Genomic DNA, 19,439 nt, shown 5'->3' with positions numbered 1-19,439 from the left:
TGGGGGATGACAATTGTGAAGAGGATTTTGATAACCCATGCAAATCAATTGGCCACTGATTACCGTATTGTTTTTTCTTTCACTTCCTGGAACGCTTATCGCAATTCCACGCCTTATTCACTTATTATTACCCGATAACAGCGAAGCATTAAAAGCACGCATCAGTCGAATTGCTATTGGACAAACGTTATTAATGGTTTTTTTAATGAGCTTTGCTGGAGCGGTTTTGTCATTGCGCACGGGGCTTAATGCCCCTGTACTCGAGGCCTTATTGGTTGGACAACCTGTATTAAAGGCTCTACAAAATTTCATTCTTCCGGTTTTACTTTTTACTTTAGGCGGGTTGCTTGTTTTCTTTATTTTATATTATGGCATCGTCGGCAGTATTCTGGATGAGGCCAGCTTACAAAAAATTCGAATGATTCGCGCTGCACTGCGTCTCGATGGGTGTATTCTTTACGGAGGGGTTGTCGAGGAAGTGCTAGCACGGTGGGGATTGATGAACGTGATCGCTTTTTTCTCAATCCTTTTTTCTGGTCGCAATACCCCTCTCGTCATTTGGGGCTCAATTTTTCTGAGTGGGTTATTCTTCGCGTTTGGGCAACTTCCCGCTTATTTAGCTGCAGGTTGTCTACCAAGCCGCCGTTTTATCTACGCGATGATTTTGTTAAGCCTTTGGCAAGCGATTCTTTTCGGTTGGCTTTTTTGGCAGTATGGCTTATTAGCAGCCATAATCGCACACATGTTATTTCATTTAGGATGGGCAGTTTATGACAAAGTGTAAAAATTGCGTAAACCTGTTATTCCTTAATATTGAGTTAATTTTATTCAGATATCGTGGAACTCTACTCAGTATTTAAACCATAAAACGATGTCATCACCCATTTCAATTAATGAATTAGCCCATTTAGCCAAAGCGGTCGCTGCCGATCCTGATAGCTATTATGCCAAGTCAGAAGCTTTAGCTTTGATGAAACAAGTGAAGGCATTGGCAATGAATGGGAATCGCATGGCGCAATACCAATTGGCTCAACTTTACCCCAAAAATTCTGATCCTTATTTGACCTGGATGAAAGCTTCTGTTGATCAAGGCCTTACTAATGCCATGCTCACACTAAGCCAAGATTACGTTGAAAGTGGAAAAGTATCCGAGATTAAGAAAGCGGCTCAGTACATCATTAAAATTTTAGCTTCAGGTGACAGCTACATTAAAACTGAAGCAAACGAGTTAATGGAACAAAATCGTTTGTTAAGAGCGGAAGTTCAGCGTCAAATGACAACAGGCATTGGTAAATCGACGTTTAGCCTTTTTGCTCGTGAAAGCAAGCCTGTGAAAGAGGAGCAATACGATTTGCAACATTCAGCAGCGCCCGCAGCTTAATAGATACAGGATAAACGCCTCAATAGTACTATAAAACCTAAAAGTCTACGTTTGCCGCTTTTGCGCTGGAAGCAGACCAGAAAGAGAGGTATTTGTGTGCAAAAATTAGAGGCGTTTGCCTGCTAATAGATAAGTTTTATTTGCCTATCCAGAAGCGCATATGAAACAATAACCTTTTTTTCTCCTCCGTTGTTATGAAAACTCAATTTAAACTCATTCCCATTGAATGCTTACAGCCTGGGCAATATCAGCCACGAATGAATTTTGAAGAGAAAGGCTTGCAAGAATTAGCGCAATCCATTGCAACTCAAGGTTTAATCGAGCCATTAGTCGTTAGGGAGCTCGCTAAAGCGCGTTATGAAATCATCGCGGGTGAGCGACGTTGGCGTGCAGCGATGCTTGCGGGGATAATCGAGCTACCCTGTTTAATTGGTGACTACAGCGATAGCCAAGCAGCGGCAGTTACTTTAATTGAAAATATTCAGCGACAGGATTTGAATTTGATTGAGGAAGCATACGGTTACCGTCGCTTGCTCCAAGAATTTCATTTTCAACAAGATGAAATAGCCATTTTAGTGGGTAAATCACGTAGCCATATTGCTAATATTTTACGCTTACTCACTCTTTGTGAACCTGTGCAACAGCGACTAAGGGCTGGTCAACTTTCACTAGGGCATGCAAGAATGCTCGTTGGATTGCCTGTGGCCCAGCAAATCGGATTTGCTGAACAAATTGAAATGAATGATTGGTCAGTAAGACAGCTTGAAAAAAAGGTGAGAGCGCTTAAAACTCATGAACAACCGCTTGCTAATTCACGTAAGGATCGTGATATTGAACGCCTGCAAACACAGCTTGCTGAGCAAATCGGTGCACCAGTTCAGATCATTAATGACCATGGTAATGGCGGTTGGTTACAAGTAAAATTTTTTGATAATGACACCTTAGCAGGGCTTTTGGAGAGAATGGGCTTGCGTTATGATTAGACAATCAAGCTTAGCTCTATGTTGCTTGAGCTTTATACCTTTGTGCGCCTGCATGATGCAAGCACAGATTGACCGAATTTCTTTATTAACCTTTTTTAACCAAGGAATCTAAATTGATAAAAAGGATGTTATCGGGATTGTTGTGCGCTTTTTTGTCGGCATCTCCGTATGCCAGTATTCAGAGTGGTGCAGATCGATTAATTAATGCAATTGATCCCACAATGAATATCGGTATTGAGGTAGTTGATGTGACTACTGGGGCAATACTTTATAGTCGTAATCAGGCACGTACGTTCATTCCCGCATCTAACATGAAGCTCTTTTCGGATGCTGCGGCGCTTATGGTTTTAGGGCCTGATTACCGTTTTAGGAATCAACTCAGTACCAATGCGTCACAACTGCAGCAAGGTATTCTGAAAGGCTCATTATACCTCCACCTTTCGGGTGATCCTTCCTTTAGTCATGAGCGGCTGGCCTCGTTGATTGCTGGATTAAAAGCTTGGCACATTAACCGAATTCAAGGGAACGTTTATATCGACAGTAGCCATGCCGTTGCAAATCCTTATCCACCGGGATGGATGACGACCGATTTAGTTTACAGCTATGGCGCACCCGCAGCACCCTTAATCATTGATACGAATCGTTTAATGGTGACGGTTAATCCTGCAGATAAACCAGGAGAGCCAGCAATTATTGAGACAGATGATGCCAGTGGAAGCATTCTAATCAATAATCAGGTGAAGACCAAAGCCACTTCAGCCCATTGTGGTGTGGATTTTTCCATGGACAAAGATAACCATTTAACGGTGCGTGGTTGTGTGGGAGTAGGGCAATGGGCCGTCATGCAGAAGATGGCGATTCGTAATCCCCTCACTTATGCTCAAGGTTTGATAAAGCGACAGCTCAGTGAAGCCAATATCGCATTCGAGGGGGATGTGCTACTCGGTAAAGCACCTTCAGGCTCGTTACTCATCGCTAGCGAAACTTCTAAACCCATTTCCCAATTAATGGCAGATACATTAAAACCTTCTGATAATCTATACGCCGATAGTCTGTTTTTGCATGCCGCTGAAAAATTAAATGGGGCGCCAGTTGATTGGAGTGAAGCACAATTCATTATAAAAAAATTCATTCAACAACAAACAGGTATTGAACTCGGCAATGCGGTGTTGACCGATGGCTCAGGATTATCTCGACATGATTTATTAACACCCAACCAAACAGCGAGTTTACTCCGCTTTTTATACGAGCGATTCCCTTTAGCGTATGAGTACATTGCTGCTTTACCTGTTTCAGGACGAGACGGTACGCTGCAACGGCGATTTAAAAAACCTAATCAGCAAGATATGGTACGAGCGAAAACGGGGACTATGACGGGCGTGGTTAGCCTTTCCGGTTATTTGTACACGGCTAATGCACATACGTTGGCTTTCGCTATTTTTATTAACAATCGTCCAGGGACTAGCCCTGCTATTTCGGGCCGTTATCGTTCTTTGGTTGATTCGTTATGCACCTACTTTTTGCAGCAAAAACCCGGCAATAATATTTTATCCAGGGTATTTTCATCCCATAACCGCATTAAGTTTCAGCAAAATCCGACTCAAGCAGAATTACAGCGTGGCAGACAAGCAAGGTGGAGGCGACTTGAAACCGTTGTGAAACAGTCACTTAAAGGCCAACCCGTTGCGGTGATATACCGTGGTAACGAGCTCGTACTGAAAGATAATCAACCGGATGCAGCGAGAGTGTTAAATACTCTACAAGCACTGCGGAAAAAATACGCTTTTGCTGTGGCGCTGTTTGCGCAATCCATGCCTGCTAGTACGGGAGATAAGCCTTTAGTACTGTGGACTCAATCCGTCGATTCGCTTGGGCCAGCGCAACGGATTTGGATTATTCGCGAGGCGGTTGCTTGACAGTAAGCCCTATAGACTTACTGTCTCAATCTCATGACGAATGGATTGGTAAAACAAATAAATTACGTACATGTGTTTAACTTAATTTTAATCTCAAGAGATTAAGACAGGCTTATGATTAACACGCCAGCAAAAATAAAAAGGCCTCCTACAATAACGGCTAGATTCACATGGGTTTCATGAAATAAAAACCAGGTAAAAAAGATAGTAAACAAGGGATAAATTAGTTCAATGATTCCTGCTACTGTCGCATTTTTAAGATGAATAGACGCAACAATGAAAAAACTGGCGGCTAAAAGCACGATAATTTCAAGAATTGTTAGCCAGCGAACACTGGGTTCGGTAAGTAAGAGGTAAAAGTCTTTCTTCATGGTTGTGAAATAGGAAACACCCAGAAAGAAAATAGCTCCAAAGAACATTTCTAAAGCCAATAGAGTGACTGGGGAAATGCTGCGGAGTATTTTTTCGGCCAGAGCATAATTAAATCCCCATAGGATGGCGGCAAGTATTGCGTAAGTTAACCACATTTTGTTCTCCCAGAGTAAAAATAGGCTAACTTGTGCAAGTAATCAAGGCGCGTATTCAATCCAGCTAATTTATTTTACAGGAAAATCAAAATAAGTATGGGGATAGGGTTCATTTGCTAGCGTGAAATGCCACCATTCTTGTGGATAAGGTTTAAAACCATTTGCTGTCATTAAATGACGTAGCAGTAAACGGTTAGCTTTTTGTGTTTTACTTAAATCAGCATAAAAAATATTGGCACTGGGATCCATGCAATCAAACCGAGTACCGGCATCGATGGAATTGTCGTCTTGATAGCGAGCTGTTTTATCAAAACAACGCGGGATTACTGCCCGAGGATTGGGGTATTTTGTCCCGATTTTCACTAAAGTCAGATCGATGGTACTGCCTCTGGTGTGGCCTGACTCTTTAGCAATGTACCCTTTGGCAAATAAATTTTTCTTATCTTCACGTGGATAAAAGAACGCTTTCATGCGGTTATCCTGAGGGTTTAAGCTCCATTGATAAAAAAATTGGACGGCTGTTTGGGGCCGATAACAATCATAGACTTTAAGACTATAACCCAGCTGATTCGCTTCTCTTTGCACTTTGACTAAATGATCGGCAGCCTGACGCGTGAGAATGCAACGACCTGCTTGATAACCTGGAATACGCTCTCCGATAAAATTATGGCTTGTTGCATAACGCATATCTTGAATAATACTTGGCTCAATATCTTGCAGATAAGTAAATCCTTGGGGCAGTGCATGAACTGTTAAGCTAAACCCACAAAAGGTAATAAGCAGCAAGCGTTTCATTAATCATCCATTAATACTGTGTTAAGTCTTTTTCACTATAATAAAAAATCATCCCCAAGAATAGAGTTTGCCATGGCTAGAGAACACAGCGAACTTTTTACAGCGTTAACGCAAAAAATTGGAGAAGAATTTCGACTTAAGCCTCATGATTTAGTCGCAAAACTACAAGAAACAAATTATGAGGCCTTAAGTGACTTATTACGTGAGGTGAATGATGCGCAATTTGGCATTGTGTCCACCGTAGATCCAAAAACACATACCTGGCTAAGAGATGCAACCCAAGCGAAACCTCTTGAACAACGCATGCGCCATGATGCACCTGTGATAGAGGCTAATAATGCATTGCTACGGTGTTTATCAAGGCTGCGCCCCATTGATTATGCAATTGATAAAAAAATGGGAGCTAAGGGGCAGGAATTACGTGATGATATAAACACTCGGTTTGGTTTGCTTTGCCAAGAGATTTTGACCATAGCACAGGGTGCTGCTCATGATGAGGATAAGCAAAAGCGCATTAGTCAAAAAGAGAATGAGTTTAATACATTTTTAGTAGAACAACTTCATAAAGCTAATTTGACCAAAGGGTGCGAGAGCCGAGAAGATGCGGAGAAATTACTATTTCATTATCGTAATCTATCCAGTGTGCTTTCTCCCGCCCGCCCGATGGTGACTCTGACTTATGATAAGACCGAACGCATTTTACAACGAGAGACTCAATACCCCGTCACGCGAAAAACAGAAACACAAAAACAAGCGCTTCATCAACTCGAAACTGTAACAGCTTACCCATTCCAGGATGAAAAAAACGCACATACGGCGCAAAACCTGGCGATTCAAGAAGCAGATAGTTTGTTTGCCGGACTGATGGCCAGAGACGACACTGCCTTACCTGCACAAGCACGTAAAACACACTTAGTGGGTGCAAAAAATGCGTTTATCGTTAAAAATGAATTGATTGAAATTAAGGAAGCAAGTGAACTTCAACCACCTCAAATTGATCGTTTACAAGCTGAAGATGAAGAAGATGTGCTATGGTTAGCTCGAATGGGCTCGCCGGTTTTTATTGGTAAAGGCGAAGAGAGTGAAGCAGTTCAAATTCATACTCGCGAAAATTTAGAACAAGTTCGCGTGGCTGCAGCAGAAAAGATGGACAAAAATCCTGACTTATTAAATCTGCATGTTACCACATTGAATACCTACTCTTTCCTTGAAAAGCAAGCCACAATCATTAACCATGTTGCTAAAGCCACAAAAGAGCGGGACGATAAAAATGACCAAATGTCCTATGCTGCAACTAATCCTGACGGCACTTTTCGCGCACTAGATATTGCTCAAGGATTAGATTTTGGCAAAGAACAGGTCCCACATGGCATTGCTCCCCTGCAGAAAGCGGAGCGCCTTAAAAGTGTGTGTAAGGTCATTTTAGCGGCATGCCAGGCGATAAATACGCTCAGCGTTATTCATTGTGCAAGTGGTCAAGATAGAACAGGAACTGCAGTAGAAAAAGCGACTCAAGAATGGATGAAAAAAAGGTATAAAAGTAAACATAAAAATATCAGTAATATTGAATCTGTTCGGGCGCAAGGCGGAAATGCGGCTGAAATTACCTCTCATCATGTTCCTGGTTCTTCTGGGATGAAAAGCGACTCGATTGCCAATGATGTCTTCGGTAGTACAACCACCTTCAGCCCACAAGCACAGGATGAGTTTTATCTGAAAAGCGCAGAAACCAATAAGAAAAACCATGTGGGTGACGTGACTTTTCTCAAGACGCCAAGCAAGGCTGCAATTGAAGAATACGAGGATTATTTAAGTGAATTTGCAGCAAATTTAGAACAAGCACAAGACGCACTGCTGATTGATAAAGGAAGAAAAATAATTGAGCAAGTGAAGGCTATTGCCGGAAACACCCCAGAAAATTTGGATTCGCGTGCACTTAATGATCTATCTCAAGTGTTATTTTCGGCCAATAACTCATTGATTGATATAGATGACCCACAAAAAACGCAAGCAAACAGTAAACGACTCGCTGCGCTAGCGAACCATGTATCAGGGAATACTTCGCCTGGCTGGCATGCCTTAGGTACAGCTTTACTTACTTTTGCTTGCGCATCATTAGTAATCGTTGGAGTTTTGGCTGCTATCCCAAGTGGTGGTAGTAGTTTATTACTTTCTGCAATTGGAGCGGCTGGTTTAGGGGCTTCCCTTGGGGTAGGCGTGGGTATAGGCGTAGCAGGCGTTGCAGGAGCGGGCATGTTTTATCATGGACGGGAAAAAGGGCTCGCTAAGTCGGTAAGTCAATTCCGGCAAACATTATTTGATATTAAGAAGGAATCGCAACCGGAAGATGAAAATCCCGATCATAATCAAGAAAACTCCAATCATCCCCAATAACACTTCTTTTGCACACGACTATCCCAAAGCGCTTGAATGGCGCTTCATTTTTTTGATCCTCCTTGTTCTAGGTATGATCAGCTAACGAGTTAATCGATAAATTAATAGTGCAGCGCGCTGAGTTTGAATAGGTAGAGAATGGATATCGAGCTTTTCTTTTGTCGAATGGGCGCCTGTTCCAATGGGCCCTAAACCGGCTAAATTCCCTCGCACAAGCGAAGATACGTAAGAAATATCACCCGCACCGCGCACGCCAGGGTTAAGCGATTTAATTTTTCCATGTCCTAATGAGTCACTTATTTCGCTGTATTGTTGCAAAAGGTTTAGGTTAGCCGAAGAGGGTGGCATTGGCGGAATGCCGTCTTGAAAATGGATAGAAGCTGAGGTGCCTGGTAGGTGTTGGTTGACAATCGAGGCGATCTTTTTTTCTGCTTTTTGTTTCTGTTCTTTTGTTAAAAAACGTAAATCACCAGTGGCATAGGCAGTTTTGGCAATGACGTTAATTTTACCAAATGCATTTCCTTCCGTCTTTTTCGGAGCATTGACTTGCGTTCCTGCTAAAATTAAGCCTGGATTGAAAGAAAGATACTTTTCATCAGAAAGGCGAGTACGCATGGTATTAAGAATACGGCTTAATTCAAAAATTGCCCCATCACCTGCTGTTTTTTGAAAAATCGCTGACGAGTGAGTCTCATTTCCTTGGGTGGTAATTGTCCAACTTGAAATCCCACGACGAGCAACGGTTGCTGTATCTTGCGTAAATGACCACTCAAAATCCAATGCAATATCACTTTGTTGCGCTGCCTTAAGCAACGCTTGTCGTGTGATTGAAGTGGGCTTACCGGCGTCTTCTTCATCGCCTGACAGGACTACTCGAATGGTGGTGTCATCAAGGGCATGGACTTTTTCAAGCGCTTCCAATGCAAAAAGAATAACAACGTCTCCGCCTTTATCATCAATCACCCCCGGACCGGTAGCGTATGAGCCTTGACGAGTGAATTTTTGAAATGGGCTTGCTGAAGGGAAAACAGTATCAAGATGACCAATCAAGAGTAACCGTTTGCCTTTAGAACCTTGGCGTTCAGCGATTAAAGCGCCTGCTCGATGTATGTCAGGAGGAATGTCTTGCCAGTGAGTTGTAAAACCTAGTTTCTCTAATCGTGTTTTCAAGAGCTCACCGACTTGATGAACGCCGGCGGTATTTTCAGTGCCGCTATTAATATTCACCAATTGCTCAAGGAGTGAGAGCTGAGCATCCTGTTGTTCACTAATATGACGAATGATGTGTTTTTCAATAGCGGTCAGATCTTTTGCTTCTACAATGGGAAGAAAGAGTAATAAAAAAAACAATGTCAGTGATTTAATCCTTCCTTTCATTATGTTGCTGCTTTTTTCTATGCTTATTTTTCCATTCAGTATCAATGGAGCCTTTTTCAAAACCATTTAATTTTTGGTCAAGAGCAACACGATCATCGAAAACGAAACAGCTTCCTTCCCACAGTGAATTTTCGGCGGGCACGGATTCTAAGTAGTTTAATATTCCACCTTTTAAGTGATAAACCTCATCAAATCCCAGTTTTTTTAGGTAAGAAGTGGATTTTTCGCAGCGAATACCACCGGTACAAAACATAGCAATTTTTTTATCTTTTTTCTCTAAAAGATGGGTTTGGACATACTCTGGAAAATCTCTAAAATTCTCAGTGTTGGGATTGATTGCGTTTTTAAAAGTCCCCAGTTTTACTTCGTAATCATTTCGGGTATCGATAATAACAACTTCTGGATCTGAAATTAATTTGTTCCATTCCTCAGGACTTAAGTAAGTTCCGGAAAATTCGAGTGGATTAATATCTTCCACACCTAAAGTGACAATTTCCTTACGTAATTTGACTTTCGCTTTAGCGAAAGGGTTAAAGTCATTATAGGTTGATCTGAAGACTAAATCTTCTAAGCCCGAATAAGTTTTTAAATAAGCCATGAAGGGCGCAATTTCTTCTTCTTTACCACAAAATGTACCATTTATTCCTTCACTTGCTAAAATGATTGTTCCTTTCACTTGATTATCTTTCATTACTTTGAGGATGGATTCTCTCATTACTTCATAATCGTTTAGAGGAACAAATTTATAAAAGGTTACAATTACATACGATTTCATTTTTTTACCTGATTAATGCAGTCTATGGGCGCTTAGTTTGCCGATTTTAAATAAGACATGTTTATTGTTAAAGCGATAATCATCTATTTTACTATTATTCTGATCGTGTGCAAAATGAAATAAGATAGAGTCCTCTTTTGCAAAAGAGAACTCTAATTGATCGACTAGTAATAGTCGATAGTAGTAGTTGTAACATCAATAGGATCGGTATCAATGATCGTGACTGGATCATAATAGATCGGTTTTACTACTACTGCTGCAGGGGTTGGTGCTACTCGAGTTGTGACCACTGTGGGCGTATAAGTCACGGAGCGATACTCCAATACTCCGGTATTTGTACAACAACCGCAGGCTGTCAGAAGAACAATCATTGGGGCTAGAGCTATCCATTTCATAATTAACCTCAAAAGTGTTATTCTCAGGTCAAATTGTAGATTATTTGATCACCATTCTCCAGTTTAATGTTTTTGAAAATAGAACAAACCATGAAAGCTAAGAGGTATATCAATTATTAGATTCAGCCGGTGAGGAGTTAGAATTTAGACATATAACTAAAAGCTGAACGACTGCCAAATAGAGATGAGGTGGTAGTTCCGAACTTCAATTAATCTCGGAAAGCGATGTGGTTGATCAACACGCAGACTTTATTCCCTTAATTTGCTTGTCATCTACAAATTCATTTCACTATACTGATGCCAATTAATCGGCTGATAGAGTAATTTACTTAACCTATCGCTAAAAAAGGACAAGAGCCTGTTTTTAAAAGAGAGGCTCCTAATAAACAGGGCGTATAATAATGTTAGATAGAGCTAGCGTAGTCCATGAGCAATTTGTTAACCGCGTCACTCAAGCAGATTTTCCTCCAGCAATAAGTTCAACGAGTCCAGCACAAGCGGGTATGGACAAAAAAATTGCGATTGAACTATTTGATTCACAAATTAAATCACGTTTACTCGACCTTATTGCTCGCCAGTTAAAAGAAAAAGGCCTGTCCTATTATACTATCGGTAGCAGTGGTCATGAGGGTAATGCTGTATTTGGCGAAGTATTTCGTGTCAGTGACATGGCTTTTTTGCATTACCGAAGTGGTGCGTTTTACTTGCAACGTGCTAAACAATTGCAAAGCTGTGACGGGGTGCGTGATATTCTGTTATCCCTCGTTGCTGCTGCTGCGGATCCTATTGCAGGAGGGCGCCATAAAGTATTGGGTAGTGTCCCCCTTACTATTCCGCCACAGACTTCAACGATTGCGTCGCATTTACCCAAAGCTTTGGGTGCCGCCATTTCGATTACACGAGCAAAAGAGCTTTGCATTCACGCAAACCTACCAGACGATTCAATCATCCTTTGTTCGTTCGGTGATGCCTCAACGAATCATGCCTCAGCTCAAACGACTTTAAACGCTTGTTCCTGGATTGCTTCTCAGCAATACCCCTTGCCCTTAATTTTTATTTGTGAAGATAACGGCATTGGTATCTCTGTACCCACGCCAAGCCATTGGATTGAAACATCGGTGAAAGAGAGACCAAGCTGGCATTACCTTGCTTGTGATGGTTTAAACCTGGCCGACGTTTATTTAAAGGCTAAGCAAGCAGAACATATTGCAAGAACTAAAAAGCAACCTGTTTTTCTGCACATGAAATGCATGCGTTTGCTAGGTCACGCAGGTTCTGACATTGAATCACAATATAATTCACAATCTGAGATCGAGCGGCGTGAGGCGAATGATCCTTTATTACATACGGCAAGATTATTGGTTCAAGAAGGCTGGATGAGTACTAAAGCGATTCTAACGTTATACCAAGACAATAAAACCCTTATTGAAGCCAAAGCAGTAGAAGCGATTCGATTGCCCAAAATGAACAGTGCCAAAGAGGTAATGGCTTCACTATTGCCTACAACGCATAATAAACGGATTTATTTACCGCCCGACGATGCGCGTCGAGCTCAGGTTTTTGGCAATGCATGGAATCAATTGCACTTAAAGCGTAATCTTTGTCAGCAAATCAATTTCGCTTTGACTGATCTGATGATGCAGTATCCTAACATGGTGATTTTCGGCGAAGACGTGGGCAAAAAAGGGGGAGTTTATCGAGTCACTGCTGATTTACAAGCTCGTTTTGGTCAACGCAGGGTATTTGACTCATTGCTCGATGAAACCACTATTTTGGGCACAGCAATTGGCCTAGCTCATAATGGATTTATACCGGTACCTGAGATTCAATTTTTAGCTTATTTGCATAATGCGGAAGATCAGTTGCGTGGCGAAGCATCGACTTTATCTTTTTTTTCCAACGGTCAATACCAGAATCCAATGGTGATTCGCATCGCTGCTTTAGCCTATCAAAAAGGGTTTGGTGGCCATTTTCACAACGATAATTCAATTGCTGTGTTACGCGATTTGCCAGGAGTTATTGTTGCTTGCCCTTCAAATGGACCAGATGCTGCGAAGATGTTGCGCACGTGCATGCGATTAGCCCATGAAGAAGGCCGTATTGCGGTATTCCTTGAGCCTATCGCATTATACATGACCAAAGATTTGCATGAAGCGGGAGATAACGGCTGGCTTTTTGATTATCCTTATATTGATGAACGCATTGAACTGGGTGAGGTGGGAGTTTATGGCGAAGGTGAGACTGTCATCTTGAGTTATGCCAATGGCTATTATTTGGCGAGGCAAGCGGCAACAATTCTTGAGAAAGAACATGGTATTGCGGTAAAACTAGTCGATTTACGCTGGTTAAGTCCTTTACCCACCGAAGCCATTTTACGTGAAGTGAGTAAAGCAAAACGGGTCTTAATTGTTGATGAAGGGCGTCAAAGTGGCTCGGTGAGTGAAGGATTAATCACCTTGTTAGTTGAACAAGCAGAGAATTGCTTGAAAGTGAAACGTATTACAGGCGAAGACTGTTTCATTCCATTAGGTACAGCTTGGCAATATTTGTTGCCCAGTCGTGATTCCATTGTTGAGGCTGTTTTAGCCTTAAATTCAGTGAAAAGGGAGAAAGATCGTGGACGACTTGTTATTTCTTGATGAACAATTACATACTGATGAACGTATGATCCGCGATAGTGTGGCACGCTTTGTTAGTCATGATGTGATACCGTTAATGGCGGAATCGTTTGAACATGCTCAGTTCCCTAAGCAGCTTATAAAAAAATCGGCAGAACTGGGTTTATTAGGCCTCACTTTGCCTGCACAATACGGCGGAGCCGAGGCGTCTTATGTGTCATACGGGTTGGTTTGTCAAGAATTAGAGCGTGGTGATAGTGGCTTACGGAGCTTTGTTTCAGTACAAAGCTCCCTGTGCATGTACCCCATTTTTCGCTATGGCAGCGAAGAGCAAAAAATGCGATTTCTCCCTGCTATGGCAGCAGGCGAAATCATTGGTTGCTTCGGACTCACCGAACCTGATTCTGGCTCCGATCCAGCCAGTATGCGGACTTATGCGAAAAAAGTGGAAGGAGGTTGGCGTTTGAACGGCGCAAAAATGTGGATTACCAACGCTCCCATTGCCGATATAGCGATTGTTTGGGCTAAAACCGACGAAGGAATTCGCGGTTTTATCGTTGAAAGAGACTTCAAAGGGTTTAGCAGTCCGGAAATTAAACACAAAATGTCATTACGCGCTTCATTGACTGGTGAGCTTGTTTTTGAGGACGTTTTTGTGCCTGACGAAAATTTATTATCTAAAACGGATAAAGGTTTAGGGGCAGCATTAAGCTGCTTAAGTCAAGCCCGTTACGGTATTGCCTGGGGAGCAATGGGGGCTGCCATGGCTTGCTTTGATACAACGCGCGACTATTTACTTGAGCGCAAACAATTCGGTAAACCGCTCGCTTCATTCCAATTGGTACAAAAAGATTTGGCACAGATGTATACAGAAATCGTGAAAGCCCAATGGATGAACCTGCAAATCGGCCGATTAAAAGATCAAAAACGCGAAACTCCGACTATGATCTCTTTAGCCAAAGGAAATGCCTGCAGAGAGGCGCTAAAAATTGCTCGCGCTTGTCGTAATTTACTCGGTGGGAATGGCATTAGTCTTGAGTATGATGTCATTCGCCACATGCTGAACCTTGAATCTGTCTTTACTTATGAAGGGACCGATAATGTCCATACCTTAGTGTTGGGTCGTCATATTACGGGTATTAATGCATTTAATTAATGTGCATCACGAAGCGATTTTTAAGGCATTTAAAAATCGCTTCCTTTTGCAATGCTGTTAACGCATACCCAATACAATACTGCCTGTATGACCTTGCTCTACAACCTCCGCTTTTGCTTCGCCTGTAGCTAATAAATTATTAATTTCTTGAATTTTTTCAGTTCTGGAATAACCCCTACTAAAACAGAAAAAGAGATAACTTAGAATATGATACTCTGTCCAACGCGCTTGCAGGTGAGCTCGATGGGCTTCCAAAGCTTTGCGTTGTTCACCCGATAACTCATATTTTTTATTTTCAGAAAAAAAGGTTTGAGTACTCCCCAAAGTCTGGCGATGTGGTGGATAAGGCTTAATGAAAGTCTCTGAATCTGCTAATAATTCAGGCTTCATTCTCTTTATTTGTTCTACTGATACTGGATGGAACTGTAGAAATTGAATATTTCCTGATGCGGAAAGCTCTAGCATGAGATAGTTAATTGTCTGATGAACATCTGGCTCTCTAAGAATTGCCCGGGTGTTTTCCATGCCAATATTCTGACTCAAATCCATATATTTTCTTTTTTCGATCTTCATTTCCAATTTTATAATAGGTACCTAATTGCTGACAGTAATAATATCTCATCTATTTTTCCTGGCCTTACAATGAACTCCATTATATCATATTAAATAGGTCTCAGAAGAAATCATGTCACATTTTTAATCAGTTTTAGATAAGCCAGCTTGTCTTTTATCAATAGACAAGTTATTATCCCCATCCAATTCGGGGCGTAGCGCAGCCTGGTAGCGTACTAGCATGGGGTGCTAGTGGTCGAAGGTTCAAATCCTTCCGTCCCGACCAGTAAAATCAAGGGGTTAAGTGAAAATTAAAATCTCTTAAATAATTTCTTGTTTATACCAACGAAACATGATCAAATTACCAAACCTTAAACTTCGGTGATACCGTTTTCAAAGTCCATAAACTTGCCAAGTTGTTGACTTTATGTTATTTCTTGACTTTGCTTGGGTCTTTCCCATTTAAGGGGGCACTAATCATTAGCAACAGAGCACCCTAACACGCGTTCTATAATTTTCAAAATTTTTAAATCCGTAAGCTCTTCGTTGAATGAGTTTCATTTTTCGATGAAAGCCTTCAGTTATTCCATTATTCTTAGTAAAACGAAGCATTCTTGCGATTTCCTCTCGCCATTTAAATAGGGTATTACCCAAAGTCTGCAAAGGTTGAAAGGGACTGAGCCTAAGTTCATTAATCATTTCCAAGAAACGGGGTAATAAGCGTTTACACTCTTTAGCGGTACAATGCTTTTTGCTGAGTAATTGATGTAATTCCTGCTTAAAATCATAAATTGCAGCAATAGCGGGCTGTTGTTTAAGATAATTATCACGAAGGGTTAATCGCTTAGCGGTTAAGTTTTCAGGCTTGGTTTTAAGGGCTGCTAACAAGCCTCGCTGATACTTAATAGTTGGGTCAATGTGATGAAAGGTTTGTAAAGTGAACTGGTTAACAAGCCTTATCACGTGGAATCTATCCGCCACGATTTGCGCATGAGGAAAGTGCTGTTTCACCAGTGCACGATAGCTTGTGCTTAAATCAATACAAACGACTTTCACTCGCTCTTTATGCGGTAAATTTTTAAAGTAGTCCTTTAAATCAGTCGAAGAGCGACCTTTAACAATATCATATACTTTATGTTTCTTAAGGTCGCAAAGCGTCGTTGCATAGCCTTGTTTACGACTAAAGGAATGCTCATCGATTCCAAGAACAATGGGACAAGGCGCATTCGTTAGTTCCCGTTCTTGCTCTCGATAATGCTGCTGATACCAACGCTCGATAGTGGCTTTGCCTTTGTTATATTGCTTGGCCAGGTCTTTTTGCGAGATACCTCGCGTATGGTCATGGAAAACGGCCGCCTGCAAGCGCCAGGTTGAACGTTGATGCTTATTAATTCCAGGGAATTGTTGATTGCCATAACGCCTACAGCTATGGCAATACAACTTGTACGCTTTAAAGTGTAATTCACTTCGTCGATGGCCAATTAATTCATGCGCCACACGTCTCATGTACGATGCTTTTTTACGAACCTCCTTACTTGCGCAATGACCACAACGCGCTTTGCGATTGTAAGATAGCTCCAAAATTAATGGTTGATAACCCCTCACTTTTTGGATGGTAAAACCAGGTAAATTTAGGATAAGATCATTTTTCGGCACTTTAATCTCCTTTTGACCGCGAAATCAAAGGGTTAGTCTATACTAACTCGATTAAAGTGCCCCCTTTTTTGAGAAAGAGCCCTTTGCTTTGGTAAAAGGAGGTTTGCATGACTATGACTTTGGAAGATGGTAAAGATTTGGGTTGGAAGCAAATATGTCAAGATGATGTTACATGTTGTATACATCCTTTAGACCATTCTCACGATTTTGAACTTGGGAAAGAAATTTCCAAATTATGTTGCGATGCTCAGATGAGAAGCGCCCAGATTTATGAAAATGAATTTGGTAAGAATAATTCCATGTTAAGAAATTCATATACTTGTGAAATATGTGGAAAGATAGAGGGAATAGAGCTGTATCAAGGGATGCCGAAGAGCTACAGAAATATTTATTTAGAGGCTAAAGCAAGGGTTGAGCATCTTAGCCTAAGTTGTGTGATTCATAGACATCGTTTCAATTAATTGAAACGATGTCTATGAATCACACAAGTAAATGTAGCCTGGGTGAAGGTCTGTGGGACCGTAACCCGGGTTTCACGTCGTTTCACCCAAGCTACTTGCTTTGTTTCACCCAGTGGGGGGTACACTTAAATCAAAATATCCTGTTTTTAAACGTTTTCACCATATATACGATATTTTCAATACTGCCTTCATCTACATCACCTAACGGGATTGCACCCGACCTAGAAATAAAGTCAAAATCTAGCTCTTCTGATTTGGATAAAATAGACACATTAGATTTATTAATTTTTTTTAAAATTGCTCTCTTGCATTTAATTGCTTGCATACAAGATTGATAATCATTTAAATCATGAACTATGAGGATATCGATATCTGTGTATGATTTTGAACCAGAAAAATAAGATCCAAATCCATAGATCCTCATTTTGAAAAGTAACTCCAGCCTTTTTCTTGAAACTTTTCTTTCTCAGATTCAGTCAGATATTGCCAATAATTATCCATGTTTATCGCCGCCATGAATCCACCTATGTCATATACCCCAACATTTTTATCCATGCAATGGCGTTTTACCTCTAATGAATAGCTGCACCAATTAGAACTTATTACTACTGCATTTAGTTCACCCAAGTTATGACATGATTCTAGGTACTCTGCAATGCCAAAGGAGTAACATTCACATATAAACGTTTTAATAACCCTACCGTCAGTCAATTTAATTTGATAAAAGCTAGGATTAATTTTTGTTATTGTTTCAACCTTAGAATGCTCCTTCATTTTTTTTTCAAAAAAAATGTAATTTCCATAATAGCTCATCCAAGGATACTCTTCACTATGTGCTGGCATATCAATCTCTCAAAATTAATTGTTCAAACTCTTTTGGAAAACGTAAAACAGCTTTGTATGGTATTTCATCATTAACCCATTTTTCGTAGCTTTCCACATGTTTTAAAAACTTACTAACAACTCGCTGATCTGCACTCGAAAACAAATTTCTATTCTCATTTAAGAGTTTCAATATTTTCCTATTGTTAGGAACAATTGTTGAAAGCTTTTCATAGGTCCACAAGTCATAAAGTTCATCACTATGCGGGTTTCTAAGAGCAATATCTGAAATAGGCCCATATGTTTCCCACGATACATGATTCTCTCCCATATATATTGCAAGCTGCTTTTTTAACTGATCTAAACAATCATATTTAGGCAAATTCAGTCTATTAGACATATTGTCTTCATGTTTCATTTTCATTTCATGCAGGTATTCCACTGTATATACTTCTTCATTCTCTGGCTTGTCAATGAGCCTATGATGAGTCGGACATAGTAGAATCAGGTTTTCATAACTATCTCTTTCTGTATCCGCCTGTGACTTATCATAGCGGTTTGATCCTAGTTTATTTCCTTTAATATGGGCCATTTCACCTAATGTATAAGGTGAAAGATTAACAGCTTGCTTTCCTGTTAATCGTTCTTCACAATCAGTAAATGAACATATACCAGCAGCATTTGACCATAATAACTTTGTTGTTTTATTGGTAATTGCCACCTAATCTCCTTCTACAAATTTCTTGTTAAAATTAATTACTTCTCATCATTTTATTTCCATTGTAATAATTATGACATCAACTATCAGTTTATTCTCCTTCTCAAAAAACAATCTTGGTTGCTCTGCAACCAGGATTTCTTCAAAAAGCAATGTGCTACTTTTTTGCTTCAAGTATAAAACTGTTATTTTAATCTCAGTCAGCGTAGATACGGTCTTTAAAATCAAGCCCAATTATCATTAAAAGGAGTATTGTTTTTTTAGTAAACATAGCCTGGGTGAAGGTTTGCAGTGGAGTTGCCCCTATTAAACCGGACCGCAAAATTACCTCAAAGCAGCCATTAAAAACTGTCTAGGAGACATCATATTAAGCCCTTTGTGAGGAGCATTTTCATTATAATCGTGAAACCATTGCGGAAGTTGTCGCATAAAATCATAAGCATTTAGAGCATCATAAAAAGCCACATAATCTCGCTTAAAGGTTTTAACGAAAGCCTCAGCCATACCATTTGATTCAGGGCTATAAGGAGCAGTAGTACAGACCTCAAATCCTAAAGCTCTGGCAAATTCGACGGTATCTTTGGCGACATAGCAGGGAGCGTTATCGCTCAGCCATTGAATTTTATGAGGCAGACGATTAATCACTCCAAAGCGATACTCTACAGCTTCAAGCATTAAATCACGTATCGCTGCTCCATCGATGCCAACAGTAGAGGCGAGATAACTTAAAATTTCTCTGTCGCAAGTATCGAGCGTAAAAGCCACAAACACGCGTTCTCCATTGGCACATTGGATAGTAAAACAGTCAGAGCACCAACGCAGGTTGCTTTTGAGGGTGATAATTTTGCCGTCATGAGTTCTACTCGGTCTTTTGCCGTAAGCGGGTAAAAGTAAATCATTTTGCTTCATGATT

General features: G+C 40.7%; 18 protein-coding genes and 1 tRNA gene. 9 read left to right on the top strand and 10 right to left on the bottom strand.

The genetic code is table 11. The features are described 5' to 3' along the window. The first annotated feature begins 37 nt into the window (after nt 1-37). From B5D33_RS09620 to dacB, 4 genes are all read left to right on the top strand, one after another. Complete coding sequence (locus tag B5D33_RS09620) at nt 38-784, top strand: CPBP family intramembrane metalloprotease (protein WP_058451845.1); 747 nt, start codon at nt 38-40, stop codon at nt 782-784. An 87-nt stretch (nt 785-871) separates the two neighbouring features. Beyond that, entirely contained in the window at nt 872-1,381 is a 510-nt protein-coding gene (locus B5D33_RS09615; RefSeq protein WP_058451844.1) for a hypothetical protein, read from the top strand. Between the two features lie 194 nt (nt 1,382-1,575). Next, entirely contained in the window at nt 1,576-2,364 is a 789-nt protein-coding gene (locus tag B5D33_RS09610) for a ParB/RepB/Spo0J family partition protein (RefSeq protein ID WP_058451843.1), read from the top strand. A 116-nt stretch (nt 2,365-2,480) separates the two neighbouring features. Beyond that, complete coding sequence (gene dacB / locus B5D33_RS09605; RefSeq protein ID WP_058451953.1) at nt 2,481-4,280, top strand: D-alanyl-D-alanine carboxypeptidase/D-alanyl-D-alanine endopeptidase; 1,800 nt, start codon at nt 2,481-2,483, stop codon at nt 4,278-4,280. Between the two features lie 101 nt (nt 4,281-4,381). Here dacB and B5D33_RS09600 read toward each other — a convergent pair whose 3' ends face one another. Further along, on the bottom strand, nt 4,382-4,807 hold the full coding sequence (locus B5D33_RS09600) for a DMT family transporter (protein WP_058451842.1): 426 nt from the start codon (nt 4,805-4,807) through the stop codon (nt 4,382-4,384). 69 nt (nt 4,808-4,876) lie between these two features. Next, the gene (locus tag B5D33_RS09595) at nt 4,877-5,602 is read right to left on the bottom strand and encodes a M15 family metallopeptidase (RefSeq protein WP_058451841.1); all 726 of its coding nucleotides are present in this window, start codon (nt 5,600-5,602) and stop codon (nt 4,877-4,879) included. 72 nt (nt 5,603-5,674) lie between these two features. Between B5D33_RS09595 and B5D33_RS16620 the strand changes: the two genes are divergently transcribed. Next, nucleotides 5,675-7,996 (top strand): hypothetical protein, encoded by a 2,322-nt coding sequence (locus B5D33_RS16620; RefSeq protein ID WP_058451840.1) that lies wholly within the window; start codon nt 5,675-5,677, stop codon nt 7,994-7,996. Nucleotides 7,997-8,077: 81 nt separating this feature from the next. On the opposite strand, the gene B5D33_RS09585 is transcribed toward B5D33_RS16620, so the two are convergent. From B5D33_RS09585 to B5D33_RS09575, 3 genes are all read right to left on the bottom strand, one after another. Then, entirely contained in the window at nt 8,078-9,373 is a 1,296-nt protein-coding gene (locus B5D33_RS09585) for a M20/M25/M40 family metallo-hydrolase (RefSeq protein ID WP_115304852.1), read from the bottom strand. Then, nucleotides 9,357-10,148 carry an oxygen-dependent tRNA uridine(34) hydroxylase TrhO gene (gene trhO / locus B5D33_RS09580; RefSeq protein WP_065239986.1) on the bottom strand — a complete coding sequence of 264 codons (792 nt, stop codon included), beginning with the start codon at nt 10,146-10,148 and terminating at the stop codon, nt 9,357-9,359. The genes B5D33_RS09585 and trhO overlap by 17 nt, the downstream gene beginning before the upstream one ends. 164 nt (nt 10,149-10,312) lie before the next feature. Beyond that, the gene (locus tag B5D33_RS09575) at nt 10,313-10,543 is read right to left on the bottom strand and encodes a hypothetical protein (RefSeq protein ID WP_078767404.1); all 231 of its coding nucleotides are present in this window, start codon (nt 10,541-10,543) and stop codon (nt 10,313-10,315) included. Between the two features lie 401 nt (nt 10,544-10,944). Here B5D33_RS09575 and B5D33_RS09570 point away from each other — a divergent pair, with 401 nt between their 5' ends. Both B5D33_RS09570 and B5D33_RS09565 read left to right on the top strand, forming a co-directional pair. Further along, complete coding sequence (locus B5D33_RS09570; protein ID WP_058451839.1) at nt 10,945-13,182, top strand: thiamine pyrophosphate-dependent enzyme; 2,238 nt, start codon at nt 10,945-10,947, stop codon at nt 13,180-13,182. Next, entirely contained in the window at nt 13,160-14,317 is a 1,158-nt protein-coding gene (locus B5D33_RS09565) for an acyl-CoA dehydrogenase family protein (protein WP_058451838.1), read from the top strand. Before B5D33_RS09570 ends, B5D33_RS09565 begins: the two co-directional genes overlap by 23 nt. A gap of 57 nt (nt 14,318-14,374) precedes the next feature. Here B5D33_RS09565 and B5D33_RS09560 read toward each other — a convergent pair whose 3' ends face one another. Further along, nucleotides 14,375-14,890 carry a hypothetical protein gene (locus B5D33_RS09560; RefSeq protein ID WP_133140989.1) on the bottom strand — a complete coding sequence of 172 codons (516 nt, stop codon included), beginning with the start codon at nt 14,888-14,890 and terminating at the stop codon, nt 14,375-14,377. A 188-nt stretch (nt 14,891-15,078) separates the two neighbouring features. Here B5D33_RS09560 and B5D33_RS09555 point away from each other — a divergent pair. Continuing rightward, nucleotides 15,079-15,155, top strand: a tRNA-Pro gene (locus tag B5D33_RS09555). Nucleotides 15,156-15,349: 194 nt separating this feature from the next. Here B5D33_RS09555 and B5D33_RS09550 read toward each other — a convergent pair. After that, nucleotides 15,350-16,525: an ISL3 family transposase gene (locus B5D33_RS09550; protein ID WP_058451836.1), complete on the bottom strand. Its 1,176-nt coding sequence runs from the start codon at nt 16,523-16,525 to the stop codon at nt 15,350-15,352. Nucleotides 16,526-16,632: 107 nt separating this feature from the next. Here B5D33_RS09550 and B5D33_RS09545 point away from each other — a divergent pair, with 107 nt between their 5' ends. Beyond that, nucleotides 16,633-16,986 carry a hypothetical protein gene (locus tag B5D33_RS09545; protein ID WP_058451835.1) on the top strand — a complete coding sequence of 118 codons (354 nt, stop codon included), beginning with the start codon at nt 16,633-16,635 and terminating at the stop codon, nt 16,984-16,986. Nucleotides 16,987-17,406: 420 nt separating this feature from the next. Here the strand turns inward: B5D33_RS09545 and B5D33_RS09535 are convergent, their stop codons facing one another. From B5D33_RS09535 to B5D33_RS09520, 3 genes are all read right to left on the bottom strand, one after another. Beyond that, complete coding sequence (locus B5D33_RS09535; protein WP_058451833.1) at nt 17,407-17,829, bottom strand: hypothetical protein; 423 nt, start codon at nt 17,827-17,829, stop codon at nt 17,407-17,409. A gap of 1 nt (nt 17,830) precedes the next feature. After that, nucleotides 17,831-18,529, bottom strand: a complete 699-nt coding sequence (locus B5D33_RS09530; protein ID WP_058451832.1) for an HNH endonuclease — start codon at nt 18,527-18,529, stop codon at nt 17,831-17,833. A gap of 321 nt (nt 18,530-18,850) precedes the next feature. Next, a partial coding sequence (locus tag B5D33_RS09520) for a DDE-type integrase/transposase/recombinase (protein ID WP_139364750.1) occupies nt 18,851-19,439 on the bottom strand: 589 nt, incomplete at its 5' end.

Source organism: Legionella maceachernii (assembly GCF_900167045.1).
Taxonomy (GTDB): domain Bacteria; phylum Pseudomonadota; class Gammaproteobacteria; order Legionellales; family Legionellaceae; genus Tatlockia; species Tatlockia maceachernii.
This window is presented reverse-complemented; position numbering and strand designations above follow the sequence as displayed.